Source organism: Hoeflea sp. (assembly GCF_039975035.1).
Taxonomy (GTDB): Bacteria; Pseudomonadota; Alphaproteobacteria; order Rhizobiales; family Rhizobiaceae; genus Hoeflea.
Map to the genome: position 1 here is coordinate 18,866 of NZ_JBDWHW010000030.1, position 18,394 is coordinate 37,259.

An 18,394-nucleotide genomic window follows, 5' to 3' on the forward strand; every position below is an offset into this window, starting at 1 on the left:
CCGGTGAGCTCAGGCCTTCCCCGCGCCGCCTGCGGTCGGCGTGGTCAGGATTACCGCGTCGCCGGCTTCCAGCACGGTCTGGTCGCAGGCTTTCAGCGTTTCGATGCTGCCATCGCGGCGCCTGACCTCGGTTTTTCCGACCTGACCCTCGCCTCCACTGTTTATGCCGAGCGGCGGACGGTTGCGGTGCGACGACAGGATCGCCAGGTCCATGCGCTCAAGGAACCGGATGGTGCGCCTGGTGCCATTGCCGGCGCTGAATTTGCCGGTGCCGCCGGAGCCTTCGCGGATATGGAAATCTTCGAGCTCGACCGGAAAACGCATCTCCAGGATTTCCGGATCAGTCAGCCGCGAATTGGTCATGTGGGTGTGCACGCCCGAAGTGCCGTTGAACCCCCGGCCGGAATTCTCATACCCCGCCGGTGAACCCGAACAAATGGTCTCGTAGTACTGGTGCGTGTCATTGCCGAAGGTCAGGTTGTTCATCGTGCCCTGGCTGTTGGCCAGTGCGCCCAGCGCCCCGAAGATGGCGTTGGTGACGTGCTGTGAGGTCTCGACATTGCCGGCGACCACGGCGCGCGGGTAGGCCGGTTTGAGCATCGAGCCTTCCGGGATGACGATGCGGATCGGCCTGAGGCAGCCTGCATTCATCGGGATCGGCTTTTCCACCATCACCCGGAAGCAATAGAGCACGGCGGCGCGGGCCACCGGTTCGGGCGCGTTGAAGTTGTTGGCCATGGCGTCCGAGGTTCCGGTGAAATCAACCGTGGCTTCGCGCTTGTCGCGGTCGACCGAGATCTTGACCCTGATCACCTGACCGGTGTCGGTCGGGTATTCGTACTCGCAGTCGGACAGGGTGGAGATCACCCGGGCAACGCTTTCCGCGGCATTGTCCTGAACGTGGCCCATATAGGCTTCGACCACATCAAGTCCGAAGTCGGCGACCATCTTGCGCAGATCTGCCACGCCCTTTTCGTTGGCGGCAATCTGGGCCTTCAGGTCGGCGACGTTCTGGGTGACGTTGCGCACCGGGTAGGGGTGGTCGGTGAGCAGTTCGATCAGTTCGGCTTCACGGAAGCGGCCGCGTTCGACGATGCGGAAATTGTCGATCAGCACGCCTTCCTCGTCCACTGTGGTGGCCAGCGGCGTCATCGAGCCGGGCGCGGTTCCGCCGACATCGGCGTGGTGGCCGCGCGAGGCCGACCAGAACAGGATCTCGCTGCCGTCATCTGAGAACACCGGGGTAACCACGGTGATGTCGGGCAGATGAGTGCCGCCATTGTAGGGCGCGTTGAGCGCAAAGACGTCGCCGGAGTGAATGTCGCCCTCGTTCAATCGGATGATGGTTTCCACCGAGCGGTCCATCGAGCCCAGATGCACCGGCATGTGCGGCGCGTTGGCGACCAGCGCACCGGTGCGGTCGAACACGGCGCAGGAAAAATCCAGCCGTTCCTTGATGTTGACCGAATAGGCGGTGTTCTGCAGCGTCACGCCCATCTGTTCGGCGATCGACATGAACAGGTTGTTGAACACCTCGAGCATGATCGGGTCGGCCTGATCGGCGCCGATGGCAAGCGCCCGGTCGAGCTTTTCGTAGCGGGTCAGCACGACGTGATCACGGGCGTTGATGCGGGCTTCCCAGCCGGATTCGATGACAATGGTCTGGTTGGGTTCGATAATCAGTGCAGGGCCAGCGACCCGGTGGCCGGGCTTGAGACTTTCGCGGCGGATGACGCTTGCGTCGCGCCATTGGCCGCCCGAGTAAATCCTGCGGGTTTGTCTGTCCGTGACATCGCCCTGGACCAGCGGGTGTTCGGGTTCGCTGCGGCCGTCCTGACGGTCGTCGAGGCCTTCCACCGAGATCGCCTCGATGATGACGGTCTTGTTGTCATAGACAAAGCCGAACTGGGCCTTGTGCGATGTTTCGAACTCTGCCCGGGCGGCGTCGAAATCGAAATCCGAAAACGCCACCGGAATGGTGGTGTCGGTGCCGTCATAGCGCAATTGCAGCAATGGCCGCCAACTGATCGCGCCATCGGGGACGCCCTGGGTTTTGAGTTCCTCGAACACGCCCTTGCACAGCTGATCGATGAGCAGCTTGACGTCGACGCGGCTGTCTTCGGAGAGCGGCTTGATGAGGGCCTGTTGGCGGCTGGCGAAAACGCTTGCAAGGCCGATGCCGTAGGCCGACAGCAGACCGGAGAAGGGGTGGATCAGGATCGATTCCATGCCCAGCGCATCAGCCACCAGGCAGGCGTGCTGGCCGCCGGCGCCGCCGAAGCAATTGAGCAGATAGCGGGTGACGTCATAGCCGCGCTGCACCGAGATCTTCTTGATGGCGTTGGCCATGTTCTCGACAGCGATGGTGATGAAGCCTTCGGCAATCTCTTCGGCGCTCTTGCCGGGCTGGTCTTTGGCCAACGCATCGAACGCCTGACGCACGGCCTTGGCGTCGAGTGGCTGGTCCTGGCCGGGGCCGAAAATGGCAGGAAAGAAATCGGGCTGCAGCTTGCCGAGCATGACGTTTGCGTCGGTGACGGTCAGCGGTCCGCCGCGACGGTAGCAGGCGGGACCGGGATTGGCGCCGGCGCTGTCGGGACCGGCGCGAAAACGGCCTTCATCGGCATGCAGGATAGAGCCGCCACCGGCGGCAACGGTGTGAATGCGCATCATCGGCGCGCGGATGCGCACGCCTGCCACCTCGGTGTCGAAGGCGCGTTCATAATCGCCGTCATAATGGGCGACGTCGGTGGAGGTTCCACCCATGTCAAAGCCGATGACCTTGTCGAAGCCGGCCAGTGCCGCGGTCTCGACCATGCCGACAACGCCGCCTGCGGGGCCAGAGAGGATGGCATCCTTGCCGCGAAACATGTCAGCCGCGGTCAGCCCGCCCGACGACATCATGAATTGCAGTGTCGGGCCGGGTTCGCCTGACGGCGTGGCGCCGAGAACGCCCGCAACCCGGTCGACATAGCGCTTGAGGATCGGCGAAAGATAGGCGTCAACCACCGTGGTGTCGCCGCGACCGACAAGTTTGGCCAGTGGCGAGACCTGATGGCTGACCGAGATCTGCGCGAATCCGGCACGCTCGCAGGCGCCTTCGACGACGATCTCGTGGATCGGGTTCTGCCAGGAATGCATCAGCACCACGGCGACGGAGTCGATGCCGTCGGCGTGGGCCTTTGCCAGTTCCGGCTCCAGCGCTTCGAGGTTGACGCCGCGCACTGCCTTGCCGTCGGCCATGGTGCGCTCGTCAACTTCGATCACGCGCTCGTAAAGCTGCTCGGGCAGGATGATTTCCTTGGCGAAGATGTCGGGCCGGGCCTGATAGGCGATCCGGAGCGCATCGCGGAAACCCCTGGTGATGACCAGCAGGGTGCGGTCGCCCTTGCGCTCGAGCAGCGCATTGGTGGCAACAGTCGTGCCCATCTTGACGTGACCGACGCGTGCGGCCGGAACCGGCGTGGCCTGATCCACGCCCAGCAGGTCGCGAATGCCCTGGATGGCGGCGTCGGGATAGGCTTCGGGGTTTTCCGACAGCAGCTTGCGCTGGTGCAGCGTGCCATCGGGTGCACGCCCGACCACATCGGTGAAGGTGCCGCCACGATCAATCCAGAAATCCCAAACACCCGACATGATGATGCCTCCAGCAAGATTTTGCGTCCATGTGTTGCGATGGACACGGAAAACTGTCTGCGTATAATGCGATTGTCGGCATAACGTCAATAATTTATCTATAAAATGCGAGTGAAAGTGATGACTCAACCAAAGCCAGCGGCTCAACCGGACATTGGGCCGATAGTTTCCGCCGCGCATTTGGCCGATGGCGGATTGCCGGCGCTGTCGGAGATGGAATTTGCGCTGGTGATCCTGAGCAATGCGTACCAGCGCTGGATCACGCGTTGCACGGCGGCGGCGAGGGGCGAAGGTTTGTCAAGCATCGAGGTGCAGATCCTGCATGCGGTCAATCACCGCGAGCGCGACAAGAGCCAGTCGGAACTGTGCATGATGTTCAACATTGAGGACACCCATGTGGTGGCCTATGCGCTCAAGAAACTCGAGGCGATGGATCTGGTGGAGCCGGGCCGGCGCGGCAAGGAGAAGACCGCGCGGATCACCAAAGCCGGCGCGGATCTGTGCTTGCGCTACCGGGCGCTGAGAGAGAAATTGCTGGTCGAGTCGATCCAGGCACTGGGGCTTGATGCGGCGCGCATCAGTGAAATCGCGGCGCTGATGCGGGTGATGTCGGGCCAATATGATCAGGCCTCGCGGGCGGCTGCCAGCTATTGACCGGCCGGTGGGCCGCTGCCTATCGTCCCGCCACACTGCAGTATTTGCCAAGGGAGCAGACGTATGGATTATGTCCGGTTGGGAAAAACAGGCCTGAAAGTGTCGCGGCTTTGCATGGGCTGCATGAGTTTCGGCACTCCGGGCGGACCGACCCACCCGTGGGTCCTGCCTGAGGATGAAGCGCAGCCGTTCTTCCGCAAGGCGGTCGAAAGCGGCATCAATTTCTTCGACACGGCCAATCACTACAATTACGGCGAGTCCGAGAAGATCACCGGCAAGGCGCTGAAAACCTACACAAAACGTGATGAAATCGTTGTGGCAACCAAGGTCGGCTTGCGGATGAGCGAGGGTCGGGCCAATGATCGCGGCCTGTCACGCAAGCATATCTTCGACCAGATCGACCAGTCGTTGACACGGCTTGATATGGACTATGTCGATATTCTCTATATCCACCGCCTCGATCCCGACACGGAATATGAAGAGATGCTCGACGCGCTTGAAGCGGTCGTGCAGGCTGGCAAGGTGCGCTATGTCGCGGCGTCGTCAATGTGGACCTGGCAGTTCGCCAAATTGCGCGAGATGCAGAAGGCGCGGGGTTACCAGCCCTTTGTCGCCATGCAGAATTTTTACAATCTGGCCTACCGCGAGGAAGAGCGCGAGATGATGCCCTATTGCGCCGCAGAAGGTGTTGGCGTTGTGCCCTGGTCACCGATTGCGCGCGGGTTCCTCGCCGGAAACCGGCCGAAGGATGGGCAGGCGACCAACCGGGCTGCCACTGACAGGATGGCGCAGGGCTATTTCGGCTCGGCACAGGATTACGCGATCCTGGCGCGGGTGGAGAAGGTTGCCGCCAAACTTGGCGTCAAGCCGGCGCAGGTGGCCTATGCCTGGGTCATGTCAAAAGCCTATGTCACTGCACCGATTGTCGGCGCCACCAAGCTTGGCCAGATGGAAGAGGCGATTGGTGCGCTCGATATCAAGCTCGACGCGGCCTCGATCCGGTCGCTCGAAGCGGCGTACAAGCCGCGCGAGGTGACCGGGCACAGCTGAGGCCGGGGCCCGTTCATCCCACCTTGGCCTTGCGTCCGCACCAGACCACAAAGCCGACGGCGAGGGCGAAGCCGAGCATCACCGGGGTGACGGTCTCGCCAAGCAGCAGGGCGGAGAGGCCGAGCGTGACGAAGCTTTGCAACAGTTGCACCTGGCCGACGCGGGCGATGCCGCCAATCGCCATGCCCCAGTTCCAGAAAATGAAGCCGGCAAACATCGAGCCAAGCGCCAGATAGGCCAGCGCCATCAGAGCGTGGCTGTCGGGCTCGCCGATGCCGGTTTCCCAGGTGAACAGCGTGCCTGCCAGTGACAGCGGCGCGGTGACCACCAGCGACCAGCTGATCACTTCCCAGCCCGGCCGGGTGCGGGCGAGCTTGCCCGAAATGACATAGCCGCAGGCTGCCGAAAGTGCTGCGCATGCCAGCCAGAAATCGCCGATGCCGGGTGCGATATCGGCGCCGGAGAGCGAAAAAATCATTACCAGGGCAGCGCCGGCAAGGCTCCAGGCCCAGAACGCCAGACCGGGGCGCTCGCCCCCGAAAAGCGCGGCAAAGGTGGCGGTCATCAGCGGGAGAACACCGAGCACGACGCCGCCGTGTGAAGCGGGCACGGTTTGCATGGCAACGCTGGAGAACCCGGGAAAGCCGTAGACCAGCAACACTCCGGCGATAAACAGCGAGAGCGCATGCTGGCGCGGAAACCGCTTTCTCAGCACCAGCAGGGTTGCGCCTGCGACCATTGCCGCAATCGAGGCTCGGCAGAAGGTGATGAAAGCAGGCGAGAAACCTTCCAGCGCTATTCGTGTGGCGGGCAGGGTGGCGCCAAAGATGACAATGCCGATAAAGCCGATCGCCATGCCCGCGAGCGGATGAGCGGGGGAACTGGATGTGGGCGCTGATGGCAAGGATGTATCGGTCATGGCAACGGCAATACGGGGCGATCCGGTTCGGGTCCAGCGAATTCCAGCGATGAATGGTATCGTTTCAGCTGATGGATCGTTGATTAATTGTGCGCTGCATATACTCGATTTTTGCGACCAAATCGCGTAAGAACAAATCATGTCTATGTTCAGCCGCCTGTTTGACGCCATCGGCGAAACCGCTCTCACTGCCTTTTCCGGCGTTGTCGAAGCCGTGCGCACCGCGTTTGCCGGCGACCCGGAAACCCGGCGCAAGGTGGCGTTTTCAGTCGCCGTAATTGCATTGTCGGCCAAGATGGCCAAGGCCGACGGTATTGTCGCGCCGGAAGAGGTGCTGGCATTCCAGGAAATTTTCGCGATCCCGCAGGCCGAGGCCGGCAATGTGGCGCGACTCTACAATCTGGCCAAGCAGGATGTGGCTGGGTACCAAGCCTATGCCCAGCGGGTGGCCGGGATGTGTGGATCGGGCAATGCCAATTGCGCGATGCTCGAGGATGTGCTCGACGGGCTGTTCCACATCGCCAAGGCCGATGGTCTGATCCATGAGAAGGAACTGGAGTTCATCGCCAATGTGGCTGATATCTTTCAGGTCGACGAAGCCCATTTCGAGCGGATCATGGCGCGGCATGTTCATCCCGATGGCATCGATCCCTACGCAGTTCTGGGTCTGACCGCGACGACTCCATTCGATGAGGTCAAGAAGCGGTACCGGGCGCTGGCGTCGGAAAGTCATCCCGACCGGTTGCGCGCCCGTGGCGTGCCCGAGGAGTTTCTCAATATCGCCAATGATCGCATGGCCGCGCTCAATGATGCTTTCGCGGTGATCGAGAAGGCCCGCGCCGCTGCATGAGTGATTTTCAACCCGATTTTCCGTCCGCCGATGTTTGCCCCTCGCCCAATCATGGTGAGCGCAAGGATGGCCGGACACCTGACATGGTGATCCTGCATTACACAGGAATGCCTTCCGCCGAGGCTGCGCTCGAATGGTTGTGTTCGGAACAAAGCCAGGTTTCATCACATTATTTTGTCGATGAGGATGGCCGCATCACCCAGCTGGTGGCGGAGAGCCAGCGGGCCTGGCATGCCGGTCAAAGCCATTGGAAGGGTGACACCGACATCAATTCGGCGTCTGTCGGCATTGAAATCGTCAATCCGGGACATGCGGCCGGATCGCCGCCGTTTCACCAAGCGCAGATCGAAGCGGTGATCCGGCTTTGCCGTGACATTGCCGATCGTCACCGGATTCCGGCCGAACGGGTGCTGGCGCATTCCGATATCGCGCCGATGCGCAAACAGGACCCCGGCGAAATCTTTCCCTGGGGGCAGCTCCACACCGAAGGCATCGGTCATTGGGTCGAGCCGCTGCCGGTCGGTGGCGGACGGTTTTTCCAGGAGGGCGATGCCGGGCAACCGGTGGAGGCGTTGCAGACCATGCTGGCGCTTTACGGTTACGGCGTGCGTGTCGACGGTTCCTACGATGTCGAGACAACGGCGGCGATCCGCGCCTTTCAACGACATTTCCGGCCTGAGCGGGTCGATGGAATTGCCGATGCTTCGACCATCGGCACGCTGCACAAACTGCTGACGGCTTTGCCCAGCGTCGCCTGAACAAAGCGCGCAATCCTGCTCCGGATTTCGCGGGAGCACCGGATCCCGGCGGCGGAATGTTACAGCCTGACACGTAAATTTATTGCGATGCAGCATTTTTTGGGTTGCCGGCCATAAATCCGCCTGTCTGTGCCCTGATTGAGTTGGCTTCCACGCACGAAACGGGCAACGGCAAAGCCTGTCGCGGTTTCGGGCTGACACGTAACGCGCCAGGGGTATGTCCCGCCATCGCCTATGAACGGGCGGGCATGGCGCCACCGGAGTAATTCAAAATATGCGTCTCATTTTCACGGCTGCCGCGGCGGCCTTGCTCTCCCTTGCGCTTTCGGGCTGCGAAACCACCGGAACTTCCAACGAAACCACCGGCTCGGTTTCCAGTGGCAAGATCAAGTCATCCAGCATGAGTTTCGGTTATTCGACGCGGCCTTACGGGAAATTGATATCCAGCTATGCCAAGCGCAACGGTGTTCCTGAAGCGCTGGCTCATGCGGTCATTTCAGTCGAGAGCAATTACCGGCCCAAGGCGAGAGGTTCGGCGGGTGAGATCGGCCTTATGCAGATCAAGCCGGCGACCGCACGGATGATGGGCTATCGCGGCTCGACGAAGGGTCTTTACGATCCCGAGACCAATATCAAATACGGCATGCTCTATCTCGCCAAGGCGCACCAGCTTGGTGGCGGCAAGACCTGCGGCACGATCCTGAAATACAATGCCGGCCACGGCGCCAAGCGCATGAACCCGGTTTCCAAGCGCTATTGCGGCAAGGTTACGCAGTTGATGAAGTAATCTGCGATCACACTGACCGCGGCTGACCCGGCATGCCGGGTCAGCGGTTTCGCGCCAGTGTCAGTTGACCAGACGGACAGAGACCGCAGAACCGCCGGTGCCTGCCGGACCAGGACCATCATAGGGCGTCAGTTTCCAGCTGGACGAGTTCATGATGATGGAGTTGACCACAAGCGAGATCTTGCTGGTCTGGCTGGTTGTCGAGTTGTAGGTTGCGTCGCGATTGGGCAGATGAATGATGCCGGTCATGGCCTCACCCAGCGATCCGTTGAACACGTATTGCTGCTTGTTGGCGTTGTTGGCGGCATCGGACGTCTTTTCAAACATCAAGACCCCGGCATAATCTCCTGTTGTCGGAGCGGAAGCGGTGAATTTCAGCGCGCCGTTTGCGCGGATTTCGCTGTTGACGTCGGGATAATAGAAGGTGACGCCTTCGGCGATGACGGTTGAACCCGAGTTGAGGGTCATGCGCCCCATGATGATGTGCAGGCCTGGCTTGAAAGTCACCGCCGGGTTGCCATTGAACGTGGTGTTGCAGTGCGCGCCCGGATTCAGTGAAAAAGTGGTGCCGCTGAGCGCGCCCTGGGTGGTGCAGGTTGATGGCACCACCGGTTCGGCGATTTTTCCCGCATAGGGGTCATCGGTGGCGTCGCAGTTGACCTGGAGATTGCTCAGAGTCCCGCCATTCTTGGTATAATTGGCGCCCTTGACGCAGAATCTGGCTGTGTCGATGGTCGCGTCGGCATTCATGATGAAACTTGGCGACGACGTCGAATGGACGTGTACTTCGCAGTGTTTGGCGTCGAGGTTGGCACCGGAGTTGATCAGCACGGCCTGGGTCTGGTTTCCAAGCGCATAGATGCACCCGGTGCCGGCGCCGACGGTCTTGATGGCCGTCGACGACACGCTGATCGGAATATCGTCCATATGGATGATCTTGAGAAACGCGGTCGGATGCGGCATCCGCAGCGTTCCGGTCAGGCTGCCATCACTTTTCGCGGTCAACACCAGCGACATGCCGGTTTCCAGCATTTCAGCTTCGGAAAGCCCGGAATCAGCCAGAGTGCGAACGTAGGAAGTCGCGGCTTCGAGTTGCCTGTCGGCGTCTGTTTCGTGCACCGCGGCCAGGATAGCGGTGTCCAGTTCATCCTGAAGCCGGGCTTTTTGGCTCATGGCGTGGACGATATCGACCACCCCACCCGCAACCACAATCAACAACGGGATCAGGAGTGCGATGATAATGCCAAAATTGCCGGCGTAATCGTTGCGAAATCCGGTAATTCTTCGAGCCAGCTCTGAACGTAAGTTTTGAAACCACATTGCGATATCAACTCATAGTCAATCAATGTTGGGACCTTACAATAAATGAAGAAACAACCAGTGAATCCGGTTGCGACAATTCGGGTAGTCCCGGCAGCAAATATTTAACATTTGAGGTGATGGCGGTTTGAGCCAGTGTGTGTGGACTGCAAACGAATTCCTGACGGCGGGGCCAGTATGAACGCCGCCATCGAACTTTTGACTGGTTTCAGCCGCGGTTTTCAAACAGCCCCCAGCGGTTTCCCGCCGATGTTCCGCGACGTGCAAGTACAAGCACTGTCAGGGCCAGCACAAGCAACTCCGCCACAATGCCTGCATACCAAATTCCCGGTTCGCCAAACCGGTAGGGCAGCACGACGATGAGCGGCAGCGCAAACAGATAGGTCCGCGACAGCCCCAGAAGGGCCGCCCGGGGCGCATCTCCGATTGCCTGGAAATAGGTTCCGATCATCATCAACGGACCGAACATGAACATGGTCATGACCGTGTAGGGCAAGATGCGGGCGATTTCGGAAGAGATCGCCACATCATCGACGAAAATGGAGCCGATTTCCGACCGGGTCAGCAGGAATGCCAGCTCTACGGCGGCTGAGTAGGCAAAAGCCATGACCACGGCCAGGATGATGGTCTTGTCGGTCCTGACCCACATACCCGCGCCGAAATTGGTGCCGGCGATGGTTTGAAACGCCAGGCTCAATCCCAGCAGCGGCAGGAAACTGAAGGTGATCAGCCGGGTGATGATGCCGAAAGCGCCCGCGGTCGCCGCATAGCTTTCTCCTGCCCAGAGCTGCAGGCTGAACAGCGTCAGTCCGGCGGAAAGCGACAATCCGATATAGCCCAGACTTGAAGGCGCCCCCAGAGCCAACAGTTCTCCCCAGAAGCTTGAGCCTGCCCAGAGCGCGGTTCGCGGCAAAGATCGAGGCACAGCGCTTGACCGCCGATAGTGGATGAGGGCGATCACCGCGCACAGTTGCGCCAGCACCGTGCCATAGGCCGATCCGGCAACGCCTGCGCCGAACTCGACAATGAAGACAAAGTCAAAGCCGATGTTCAAAAGCGCCGACATCAGTGTGATGGCCGCCATGGCGCGCAGCAGGCCCTGGCTGCGCAAGGCGGCAATGTTGATGCCCAGCACGAAGACCAGCGGCGAGCAGATGATCAGGATGGAGATATAGGTGTAGCCCATGGCGGCAAGGCTCGCATCGCCATTGGCCGCCATCAGGCTGAGCCTGCCGCCGAAGGCCAGGAACAGTGCAATCAGGCAAGCGCTGACTAGCAGCGCCAGCTGGATGGCCTGGGAGAATGCGGTGCGCGCGCGATGGGTGTCACCACCACCAAGCAGGCGGGCGAAAACGCTGGCAAAGCCGTTTGAAACCAGCGTCGAGAGCGCCACCAGCAGCATGTAGAGCGGGAACATCAGGGTGACCGCGGTCAGGGCATCCGCACCGACATAGGCGCCGAGAAAATACGCATCGACCACAGTGAACAGCCCGTTGACGCCCATCACGATGATGATGGGGGCGGCGGTCCGGGCAAACAGACCGGTGAGCGATCCGGTCAGGTAGATATTGGTCCTGGGTGTCGACAATCCTGTCATCACAAACCTCTTTCAGTGTCTGGATGCGGATAGAGAAGGGCGCTCGCAATGCCATCAAACCGCATTCAACTGAAATCGGTGGATGAAAGAATCTGCGAAGGACTTCACCATGGACAAGCCAGCGAGCGGCAGGGGCCTTCACCCTGCGGGATCGATATTCCTGAGCGCAGAGATTGTCAATCGGTACTGGTTCCGGCTGCTTGCATTTCTCTGGTCATCTGCGTTGTGGTGGTCTAAGGAGAGCGCGCCAGTCGGCCGGGCAGCCGCGCCTTGCAACGTCGAAAGACAGCAGGGGGAGGAAAGTCCGGGCTCCACGGATAAACGGTGCCGGATAACGTCCGGCGGGGGCGACCCCAGGGAAAGTGCCACAGAAAGCAAACCGCCCCGCCTTCTGATTGCCGGTGCCTGAGTGCAGGTTTTCCGGCAATGAGATGGCGGGGTAAGGGTGAAAGGGTGGGGTAAGAGCCCACCGCGCGACCGGCAACGGAAGCGGCACGGTAAACCCCACCGGGAGCAAGACCGAATAGGGATGACGCCGGGCGCAAGCCCAGCCCTTTTTCCGGGGTGATCATCCGGGTAGGTTGCTTGAGGTGCGCGGCAACGCGTATCCCAGAGGAATGGCTGCCACGTTTTGGCTCGCAAGGGTCAAGGCCATACAGAACCCGGCTTACAGGCCGGCTGGCACTTTTACCGTTTGGGCACCGTTTTGGCACTGTTTATGGCCTGCCTTGTTTATGGCCGACTTCGGATGCGCGTCTGACTGCAAAACCGCGCTCGGCCAAACAGGATCTCAAGCCCGGCTGCGCCAGACCGGAGCCGGCCGCGCCGGATCGATATCCGCGGTGGAACCAACCGGGTCAATTCCCGTTGACAGTGCGACAGGATCAAATCTCTCCCAGCCCCTGTCAGGAGGATTCGCAATGTCTCCCGAGACCAAAGCCTCGAATGCCAAGACAACTGCCGCCGCCGGGCTGAAACAGCAGGCCAAGCAGGATGAAATCGAGACCGAACGCGCCAAGGGTTCGCCACTCAAAAAGGGCGAGAAACGGGTTGAGGAAAGGGCTGTCGCCGCAAACGGCGATGGGCCTGTTGCCGACCCTGTGAACGACCCCACCAGATCAAAAGCTCCGTCCCCATCAAAAGGAAGCAAACAATGAAAACATTATCTGACGCCTTTGAACACACATTGCAGGACATCTACTACGCCGAGAATGCGCTGGTGAAAGCGCTTCCCAAGGTCCAGGAAGCGGCCAACGGCAAGAAGTTGAAGGATGCGATCGGCGAGCATCTTGAAGAAACCAAGGGTCAGATCAAGACGCTTGAAAAGGTCTTCAAGTCCATCGGCAAAAAGGCTTCGGGCGAAAAGTGCGACGCCATCGAAGGCTTGATCAAGGAAGCTGACGGCATCATCAAAGAGGCAAGCGGTGTGGCCAAGAATGCTGCGCTGATCGCCGCCGCGCAAGCCGTTGAGCACTATGAAATCGCGCGTTACGGCACTTTGCGGGAATGGGCCAAGGTACTCGGTCACAAGGAAGCCCATGACCTGCTTTCCGATATTCTCGATCAGGAAAAAGCCGCCAACAGCAAGCTGACCAATTTGGCGGTTTCCTCAATCAACGAGGAATAGGGCGACCGGAACGATGCTGCCATCATGCGGGAGGGGCCAAGGAAACCGGCTCCCCCGCCTTCATAGGGCCGCCGCCCGAGGTTTACTCGCCTTCTACGATCCTGACCTTGTCAGGCCAGAATGCATAGTGCCCATCAAGTTGCTTTGAAATGTCAAAAGACCTGTCGTAGGTCCAGGCAATTTCGTCGCCGTTGTAGGCAGCGTAACCGGCATCGCCTTTAAGCGGGCAATGGCTGGTTTTTTCAAGTGGTTCAAGTGTGGCGACGATGTCCGAGGCGGGAACATAAATTGCCGGATCATAGAGGGATTTGCCCATTTCCATGACCCGGAGCGCGTTTTGTGTTTGGGCAATCAGGGTGCTGTTAACATAAACCCGAACCGTCCGCTTGATCGGCCTGATGACCATGAGATGGTTCGGGTTGGCGGGGTTTCGAATAGCGCCTTCCAGCGATGGGAAGTTGCTGTCAGCTGAATCTGATGTCCGCATTTTGTCACCCGTTTTCCACGCAATGCGCCGCTTCCCGGCGTGTTGGAGCACCGTATGATGCTCCAATATTATACCATCAAAGCCGTAGATTTGATATGTCTCATCAGCGTCATTGCGGCCGCGCTCCCGTCCGTCCGGTATCGGCATAATTGTGCGTCTTGGACAGGCAAGCCGTCTCGGCTCCGCCAGCCCGCCCGGTTAGGTGCCGGAAGCTTGACCGGGCCTTCCTGTGAGACCGGACATGACGCAATCAGACAAGTGACGGTGGCCGTCCTGGGTGTTAAATCCGTGCCATGACCCATGAAGATGAAGAAGAACAACCTGGTTCCACAGTCTGCTTTGCGCACATGCTGGTCGACGGTCATGTCATCGATCCGCAGACGTGGAAAGATGTGTCAGTGTTTCGCAAAGCCGAGCGGGTCCGCCTCTACGCTGCGCGGCAGAAGCTTGCGCTTGATGAGCGCAAGGCGATGGCGGCAACGATATCCACACGGTTGACGGAAGTTCTCGGCGATGTGGGCGGGCGGACGATCGCGGTGTACTGGCCGATCCGCGGAGAACTCAATCTGCGGGACTGGATGATTTCCGCTTCCGAAGGGGGCGCTCGGATCTGCCTGCCGGTGGTCGTGGAGAAAAACCAGCCGGTGGTTTTTCATCACTGGACACCCGAAAGCCGTATGACCCGGGGGATCTGGAACATTCCGGTTCCTGTCGATGCGGAAGCGGTTGTCCCGGATGTGGTGATCGTGCCGCTGCTCGGTGTTGATGAAAACGGTTACCGGCTCGGCAATGGCGGCGGTTATTACGACCGCACGCTGGCGCGGCTGCCCGAGGATCTCATGATTATCGGTGTCGGTCAGCCCTTCGCGCGGATGAAGACGATCTTCCCGATGCCATGGGATATCCCGATGAAGAAGGTTGTTCTCGGCGACGGTTCGGTTCTCGAACTGCCGTGAGGCTATGCCGGCTCGCCGGTGACTGGCCCCGGCCTTTCGACCGGGGCGCGCTCCTCAAACGAAATCGACGAACTTGTTGAACGGCATTTCGCGTAGCCGTGTGCCGGTTGCGGCAAAAATGGCACCAGCCAAGGCGGCTGCCGCCGGCGGCACGGGTGGTTCGCCGATGCCGAACACATGCTCACCGTTTTCAAGGCCGCGGACTTCGATTTCGGGACATTGATACATGCGCATGCCCTCGAAAGAATCGAAATTGTTCTGGTCGGCGATGCCGCCGGTGTAGGTGATTTCGCAATTCATGGCGTGACCCAGCGCGAAGACGACGCCGCCCTTGACCAGATTGTCGAAATTGACCGGATCGACAACCGTGCCGACTTCGGCCGCGACATAGACCTTGTCGATCCTGATCCCGGCGTCGGCCGCGGTGACTTCGATGACCTCGGCACAATGCACGCCGAAGGACTGGGTCAGCGCCACGCCGCGACCACGGCCGTCACCGAGGACGCCGTCCCATCCCGACATTTCGCCAACCGCCTCAAGCACCTTGCGGGCTTCGTCATTGTTGCAAAGCCGGATGCGCTCGGCGAGCGGATCGGCGCCTGCGGCATGGATCAGCTCGTCGAGACCCGAGTTGTAGAAAAAACCGTTCGACGAGGCGCCGACGGAACGCCAGGAACTGATCGGCGCCAGTTCAGGCGCGCGATATCCGGTCACCCGCTGGTTGGGAATGGCAAAGGGCTGGTCCCAGGCGCCGGCGACGATCTGGCTGTCGGGACCGGGGACGGGCAGGCCCTGACGCCCCATCTGGGAGAGCATGACCGACGGCATGGCAATGCCCAGATCATAGGTCTCGACCTTGCCGCCGCGTACCGTGCCGCGCATCCGCGCCATGGCAATCTGGCGGGGGAAGTCGTGGGTCATGTCCTGTTCACGCGAATAAGTCAGCTTGACCGGTGTGCCCTTCATCTGGACAGCGATCTCGGCAGCCTGCTTGACCACCTCGTCTTCGAGCCGGTGACCGAAGCTGCCACCCATATAGAGCGCGTGGACCTTGACCTTCTCAGGATCAATTCCGGCGATCCTGCCGACATTGTTCTGGATGAAACGCGGAACCTGTGTCCCGGTCCAGACTTCCGCCGCATCGTCATCGATCCGGACAATCGCGCTGACCGGTTCCAGCGGAGCGTGGGCGAGATAGGGCGCGCGGTATTCGGCGCGGAGCAGGTTGCCGGTTTCAGCGATGGAAATCTCGACATCGCCGTCATCGCGCTGGCGGCTGTCGCGAGCGTCCTCGTTGAAGCTGGCCGAGAGCACGTCCCAGTGCTCGTCCATCGTCGCAGGGAAAGGTGCCGGGCCCCATTCGGCCTCAACCATTTCGGCAGCCTGAAAGGCACGCCAGGTGTTGTCGGCAATCACGGCGACGCCACCGGTGATTTTGACGACATCGCTGACGCCGCGCATTTTCAAAGCCTCGGTCGCATCGAAGCTGACGATCGGGCCGATCTGAGCCGGATTGAGCTTGACCGCCGCATGGACCATGCCGTCGATCTTGTGGTCGATGCCGTAATCAAGCGTGCCGGTGGATTTGGCGATGATGTCGACGCGCCGCATCGGCTTGCCGATCAGCCGCCATTCGGATGCGGGCCGCAGTTTAACGTTCTGCGGCGGCTCGATGCTTGCTGCCAGCGGCGCCAGTTCGGCATAGGTCAGCGACGTACCATCAGGCAGCAGCACCGCGCCAGCTTTGGTTTTCAGCTCGCCAACGGCAACGCCTGATTTCTGTGATGCGGCAAGTTTGAGCGTTTCGCGGGCCACGGCACCAGCCTGACGCAGCTTGATGAAACCGTCGGGCACCGTGGTCGAGCCGCCGGTGATCTGCATGCCGATCAGTTTCATCACCGCCGAGAGCACGCCATAGGCAGCCTGATTGCTGATGCCATCGCCCGGCGCCATGAAGGCGGCTGCCTCGTCGGCGAGCGCTGTGTTCCAGTAGGCGGGTGAGGGCGGACCGGGGTCGACCTTGACCTGATCAAGCTCGACATCCAGTTCTTCGGCGATCAGTGCCGCCTGTACCGAATAGGCGCCCTGGCCCTTGTCGGCGCGTGGGGTGATCAGCGTGACACCATCGGCATCAATGCGAACATAGGGGGTGATGGCGGCTTCGCCGTCGCCGAGGTCAGCCAGCAGCGGATTGGCGTGCGGCTTTTTCACCATATAGGCGCCAAAGGCAACGCCGCCGGCTACAGCGACGGAGCCGATCAGGAAGGCGCGGCGGGAAAATGTCTTCAAACGGCCCATATCAAGCGCTCCGGATCGTTTTGGCGGCGGTCTTCACCGCTTCGCGAATGCGCGGATAGGTGCCGCAGCGGCACAGATTGCCACTCATGGCATCGTCGATGTCCTCGTCATTCGGCTCCGGGTTTTCCGACAGCAGTGCGGCGGCCGACATGATCTGGCCGGACTGGCAATAGCCGCACTGGGCGACCTGATGCTCGATCCAGGCTGCCTGAACGGCATGCAATGCGTCGGGCGAGCCGAGCCCCTCGATGGTGGTGACCTCGCCTTCGAGGTCTCCGACCGGCTGCTGACAGGAGCGGATGGCGACGCCATCGACATGGACGGTGCAGGCGCCGCACTGGGCGATGCCGCAGCCATATTTGACACCGGTTATGCCGAGTTCGTCCCTGAGCACCCACAACAGCGGCATTTCGGGCTCGACATCCACATCGTGGGTTTTTCCGTTTACAGAAAGCTTCATGGGGTTGGCTCCAATTGCGCCGAGGATCGACAAGACATCGACCTGGTTGAACCGGGATGTGGTATGGGCATCAGCGATCTGTGCGAAACCGGATCAGGATCAAGGATTGACAAATATACACAAAATGTCAAGTTGTTTAGGATGACTGAACGACAACATCAGATCCTGGAAGCCGCCATTGACGTGTTCGCGCGCTATGGCGTGCGCAAGGCGACCATGGGCGATATCGCAGAGCAGGCCGGAATCTCGCGGCAGACGCTGTATGCGCGGTATGCCAACAAGGATGAGATCATGAACGCGGCGATGCGCCTGATCACCGACAAGGTGGTCGGACAAGTCCGCGCAGCCTGGCTCGAGGCGGGGTCAATCAGCGAAAAGCTTGATATTTTCCTGGATCTCGCCATCGTGCGGTTTTTCGAACAGATCAAGCAGATGCCGGATTCCATCGATTTGCTGACCGGTTACGGTGAGGGCGGTCCGGCGGCGCAACATGCAGCGGAAGCGGGCAAGATCGATCTGCTTAGAGGGCTGTTCGAGCCGTGCAAGGATAGACTGGCTGCGAACGGCACATCGCCGCAGGATCTGGCCGAGTTCTTTTACCAGGGGTCGGCAAGCTTCAAATTCACCGCCGGTGACCTGGAGCATCTCAAAGCGCTTCTCGCCACCTTGAAGCGGACGACGTTGTTGATGCTTGGCGAGACCTGAATTCCGCGCTGCGGACGCACACCCGCGCAACGTATTTTCGCCGGTGCGAGTGCTTGATTGATCCTCGTCAATGCAACAGCCCACAGGCTTGGGCAGATTTGATCCCTGAGAGTGCAATCATTGTCGAAGGGACAAACCATGACATCGTCGATCAAATCCGTTTTGCTCGCCATTTCGGTCATCGCATTGGCCGCGTCCTGGAGCAGCCAGTCGGCTGCAGGCGATTGCACCGGGTATGTCGTCGGGGTCAAGCCGATCAGCCAGTACAACCACGCCAGGGGGAGTGGATT

The 18,394-nt window shown here is 60.4% G+C and carries 16 protein-coding genes and 1 other RNA gene; 10 read left to right on the plus strand and 7 right to left on the minus strand.

Annotated elements, in window-relative coordinates; all coding sequences use genetic code 11:
- Nucleotides 1-9: 9 nt before the first annotated feature.
- Nucleotides 10-3,636 carry a hydantoinase B/oxoprolinase family protein gene (locus tag ABJN75_RS02295; RefSeq protein WP_348436465.1) on the minus strand — a complete coding sequence of 1,209 codons (3,627 nt, stop codon included), beginning with the start codon at nt 3,634-3,636 and terminating at the stop codon, nt 10-12.
- A gap of 120 nt (nt 3,637-3,756) precedes the next feature.
- On the opposite strand from ABJN75_RS02295, the gene ABJN75_RS02300 reads away from it, so the two are divergent.
- Together ABJN75_RS02300 and ABJN75_RS02305 are read left to right on the plus strand one after the other, a co-directional pair.
- Complete coding sequence (locus tag ABJN75_RS02300; protein WP_348436467.1) at nt 3,757-4,290, plus strand: winged helix DNA-binding protein; 534 nt, start codon at nt 3,757-3,759, stop codon at nt 4,288-4,290.
- Between the two features lie 63 nt (nt 4,291-4,353).
- The gene (locus ABJN75_RS02305) at nt 4,354-5,340 is read left to right on the plus strand and encodes an aldo/keto reductase (RefSeq protein ID WP_348436469.1); all 987 of its coding nucleotides are present in this window, start codon (nt 4,354-4,356) and stop codon (nt 5,338-5,340) included.
- Between the two features lie 13 nt (nt 5,341-5,353).
- On the opposite strand, the gene ABJN75_RS02310 is transcribed toward ABJN75_RS02305, so the two are convergent.
- Nucleotides 5,354-6,259, minus strand: a complete 906-nt coding sequence (locus ABJN75_RS02310; protein ID WP_348436471.1) for a DMT family transporter — start codon at nt 6,257-6,259, stop codon at nt 5,354-5,356.
- A gap of 139 nt (nt 6,260-6,398) precedes the next feature.
- Here ABJN75_RS02310 and ABJN75_RS02315 point away from each other — a divergent pair, with 139 nt between their 5' ends.
- The 3 genes from ABJN75_RS02315 to ABJN75_RS02325 all read left to right on the plus strand — a co-directional run bounded on the left by ABJN75_RS02315 (nt 6,399) and on the right by ABJN75_RS02325 (nt 8,654).
- Entirely contained in the window at nt 6,399-7,109 is a 711-nt protein-coding gene (locus tag ABJN75_RS02315) for a DnaJ family molecular chaperone (protein WP_348436473.1), read from the plus strand.
- Nucleotides 7,106-7,867, plus strand: coding sequence for an N-acetylmuramoyl-L-alanine amidase (locus ABJN75_RS02320; RefSeq protein WP_348436475.1), 762 nt, complete (start codon nt 7,106-7,108; stop codon nt 7,865-7,867). The genes ABJN75_RS02315 and ABJN75_RS02320 overlap by 4 nt, the downstream gene beginning before the upstream one ends.
- Nucleotides 7,868-8,141: 274 nt before the next feature.
- The gene (locus ABJN75_RS02325; RefSeq protein WP_348436477.1) at nt 8,142-8,654 is read left to right on the plus strand and encodes a lytic transglycosylase domain-containing protein; all 513 of its coding nucleotides are present in this window, start codon (nt 8,142-8,144) and stop codon (nt 8,652-8,654) included.
- Nucleotides 8,655-8,714: 60 nt separating this feature from the next.
- On the opposite strand, the gene ABJN75_RS02330 is transcribed toward ABJN75_RS02325, so the two are convergent.
- Nucleotides 8,715-9,974 (minus strand): pilus assembly protein TadG-related protein, encoded by a 1,260-nt coding sequence (locus tag ABJN75_RS02330; RefSeq protein ID WP_348436479.1) that lies wholly within the window; start codon nt 9,972-9,974, stop codon nt 8,715-8,717.
- Nucleotides 9,975-10,182: 208 nt separating this feature from the next.
- The gene (locus ABJN75_RS02335; RefSeq protein ID WP_348436481.1) at nt 10,183-11,571 is read right to left on the minus strand and encodes an MATE family efflux transporter; all 1,389 of its coding nucleotides are present in this window, start codon (nt 11,569-11,571) and stop codon (nt 10,183-10,185) included.
- A 247-nt stretch (nt 11,572-11,818) separates the two neighbouring features.
- Between ABJN75_RS02335 and rnpB the strand changes: the two genes are divergently transcribed.
- The 3 genes from rnpB to ABJN75_RS02350 all read left to right on the plus strand — a co-directional run bounded on the left by rnpB (nt 11,819) and on the right by ABJN75_RS02350 (nt 13,198).
- Nucleotides 11,819-12,257: RNase P RNA component class A (rnpB, locus tag ABJN75_RS02340), an RNA gene on the plus strand.
- A gap of 234 nt (nt 12,258-12,491) precedes the next feature.
- Entirely contained in the window at nt 12,492-12,728 is a 237-nt protein-coding gene (locus ABJN75_RS02345) for a hypothetical protein (RefSeq protein ID WP_348436483.1), read from the plus strand.
- On the plus strand, nt 12,725-13,198 hold the full coding sequence (locus tag ABJN75_RS02350; protein ID WP_348436485.1) for a ferritin-like domain-containing protein: 474 nt from the start codon (nt 12,725-12,727) through the stop codon (nt 13,196-13,198). Before ABJN75_RS02345 ends, ABJN75_RS02350 begins: the two co-directional genes overlap by 4 nt.
- An 82-nt stretch (nt 13,199-13,280) precedes the next feature.
- Here ABJN75_RS02350 and ABJN75_RS02355 read toward each other — a convergent pair whose 3' ends face one another.
- A complete protein-coding gene (locus tag ABJN75_RS02355; RefSeq protein WP_348436487.1) occupies nt 13,281-13,832 on the minus strand; it encodes a DUF427 domain-containing protein in 552 nt (183 codons plus the stop codon).
- Between the two features lie 146 nt (nt 13,833-13,978).
- Between ABJN75_RS02355 and ABJN75_RS02360 the strand changes: the two genes are divergently transcribed.
- Nucleotides 13,979-14,641, plus strand: coding sequence for a 5-formyltetrahydrofolate cyclo-ligase (locus tag ABJN75_RS02360; RefSeq protein ID WP_348436489.1), 663 nt, complete (start codon nt 13,979-13,981; stop codon nt 14,639-14,641).
- A gap of 54 nt (nt 14,642-14,695) precedes the next feature.
- Here ABJN75_RS02360 and ABJN75_RS02365 read toward each other — a convergent pair whose 3' ends face one another.
- A complete protein-coding gene (locus ABJN75_RS02365) occupies nt 14,696-16,939 on the minus strand; it encodes a molybdopterin cofactor-binding domain-containing protein (RefSeq protein ID WP_348436491.1) in 2,244 nt (747 codons plus the stop codon).
- Nucleotide 16,940: 1 nt separating this feature from the next.
- Complete coding sequence (locus tag ABJN75_RS02370) at nt 16,941-17,399, minus strand: (2Fe-2S)-binding protein (RefSeq protein WP_348436493.1); 459 nt, start codon at nt 17,397-17,399, stop codon at nt 16,941-16,943.
- A 141-nt stretch (nt 17,400-17,540) separates the two neighbouring features.
- On the opposite strand from ABJN75_RS02370, the gene ABJN75_RS02375 reads away from it, so the two are divergent.
- Nucleotides 17,541-18,104 (plus strand): helix-turn-helix domain-containing protein, encoded by a 564-nt coding sequence (locus ABJN75_RS02375; RefSeq protein WP_348436495.1) that lies wholly within the window; start codon nt 17,541-17,543, stop codon nt 18,102-18,104.
- Nucleotides 18,105-18,394 lie beyond the last annotated feature (290 nt).

Bases quoted from the DNA above. Each gene is read 5' to 3' on its own strand.
- ABJN75_RS02295 (WP_348436465.1), bottom strand. From the start codon at position 3,636: ATGTCGGGTGTTTGGGATTTCTGGATTGATCGTGGCGGCACCTTCACC.
- ABJN75_RS02300 (WP_348436467.1), top strand. From the start codon at position 3,757: ATGACTCAACCAAAGCCAGCGGCTCAACCGGACATTGGGCCGATAGTT.
- ABJN75_RS02305 (WP_348436469.1), top strand. From the start codon at position 4,354: ATGGATTATGTCCGGTTGGGAAAAACAGGCCTGAAAGTGTCGCGGCTT.
- ABJN75_RS02310 (WP_348436471.1), bottom strand. From the start codon at position 6,259: ATGACCGATACATCCTTGCCATCAGCGCCCACATCCAGTTCCCCCGCT.
- ABJN75_RS02315 (WP_348436473.1), top strand. From the start codon at position 6,399: ATGTCTATGTTCAGCCGCCTGTTTGACGCCATCGGCGAAACCGCTCTC.
- ABJN75_RS02320 (WP_348436475.1), top strand. From the start codon at position 7,106: ATGAGTGATTTTCAACCCGATTTTCCGTCCGCCGATGTTTGCCCCTCG.
- ABJN75_RS02325 (WP_348436477.1), top strand. From the start codon at position 8,142: ATGCGTCTCATTTTCACGGCTGCCGCGGCGGCCTTGCTCTCCCTTGCG.
- ABJN75_RS02330 (WP_348436479.1), bottom strand. From the start codon at position 9,974: ATGTGGTTTCAAAACTTACGTTCAGAGCTGGCTCGAAGAATTACCGGA.
- ABJN75_RS02335 (WP_348436481.1), bottom strand. From the start codon at position 11,571: ATGACAGGATTGTCGACACCCAGGACCAATATCTACCTGACCGGATCG.
- ABJN75_RS02345 (WP_348436483.1), top strand. From the start codon at position 12,492: ATGTCTCCCGAGACCAAAGCCTCGAATGCCAAGACAACTGCCGCCGCC.
- ABJN75_RS02350 (WP_348436485.1), top strand. From the start codon at position 12,725: ATGAAAACATTATCTGACGCCTTTGAACACACATTGCAGGACATCTAC.
- ABJN75_RS02355 (WP_348436487.1), bottom strand. From the start codon at position 13,832: ATGCCGATACCGGACGGACGGGAGCGCGGCCGCAATGACGCTGATGAG.
- ABJN75_RS02360 (WP_348436489.1), top strand. From the start codon at position 13,979: ATGACCCATGAAGATGAAGAAGAACAACCTGGTTCCACAGTCTGCTTT.
- ABJN75_RS02365 (WP_348436491.1), bottom strand. From the start codon at position 16,939: ATGGGCCGTTTGAAGACATTTTCCCGCCGCGCCTTCCTGATCGGCTCC.
- ABJN75_RS02370 (WP_348436493.1), bottom strand. From the start codon at position 17,399: ATGAAGCTTTCTGTAAACGGAAAAACCCACGATGTGGATGTCGAGCCC.
- ABJN75_RS02375 (WP_348436495.1), top strand. From the start codon at position 17,541: ATGACTGAACGACAACATCAGATCCTGGAAGCCGCCATTGACGTGTTC.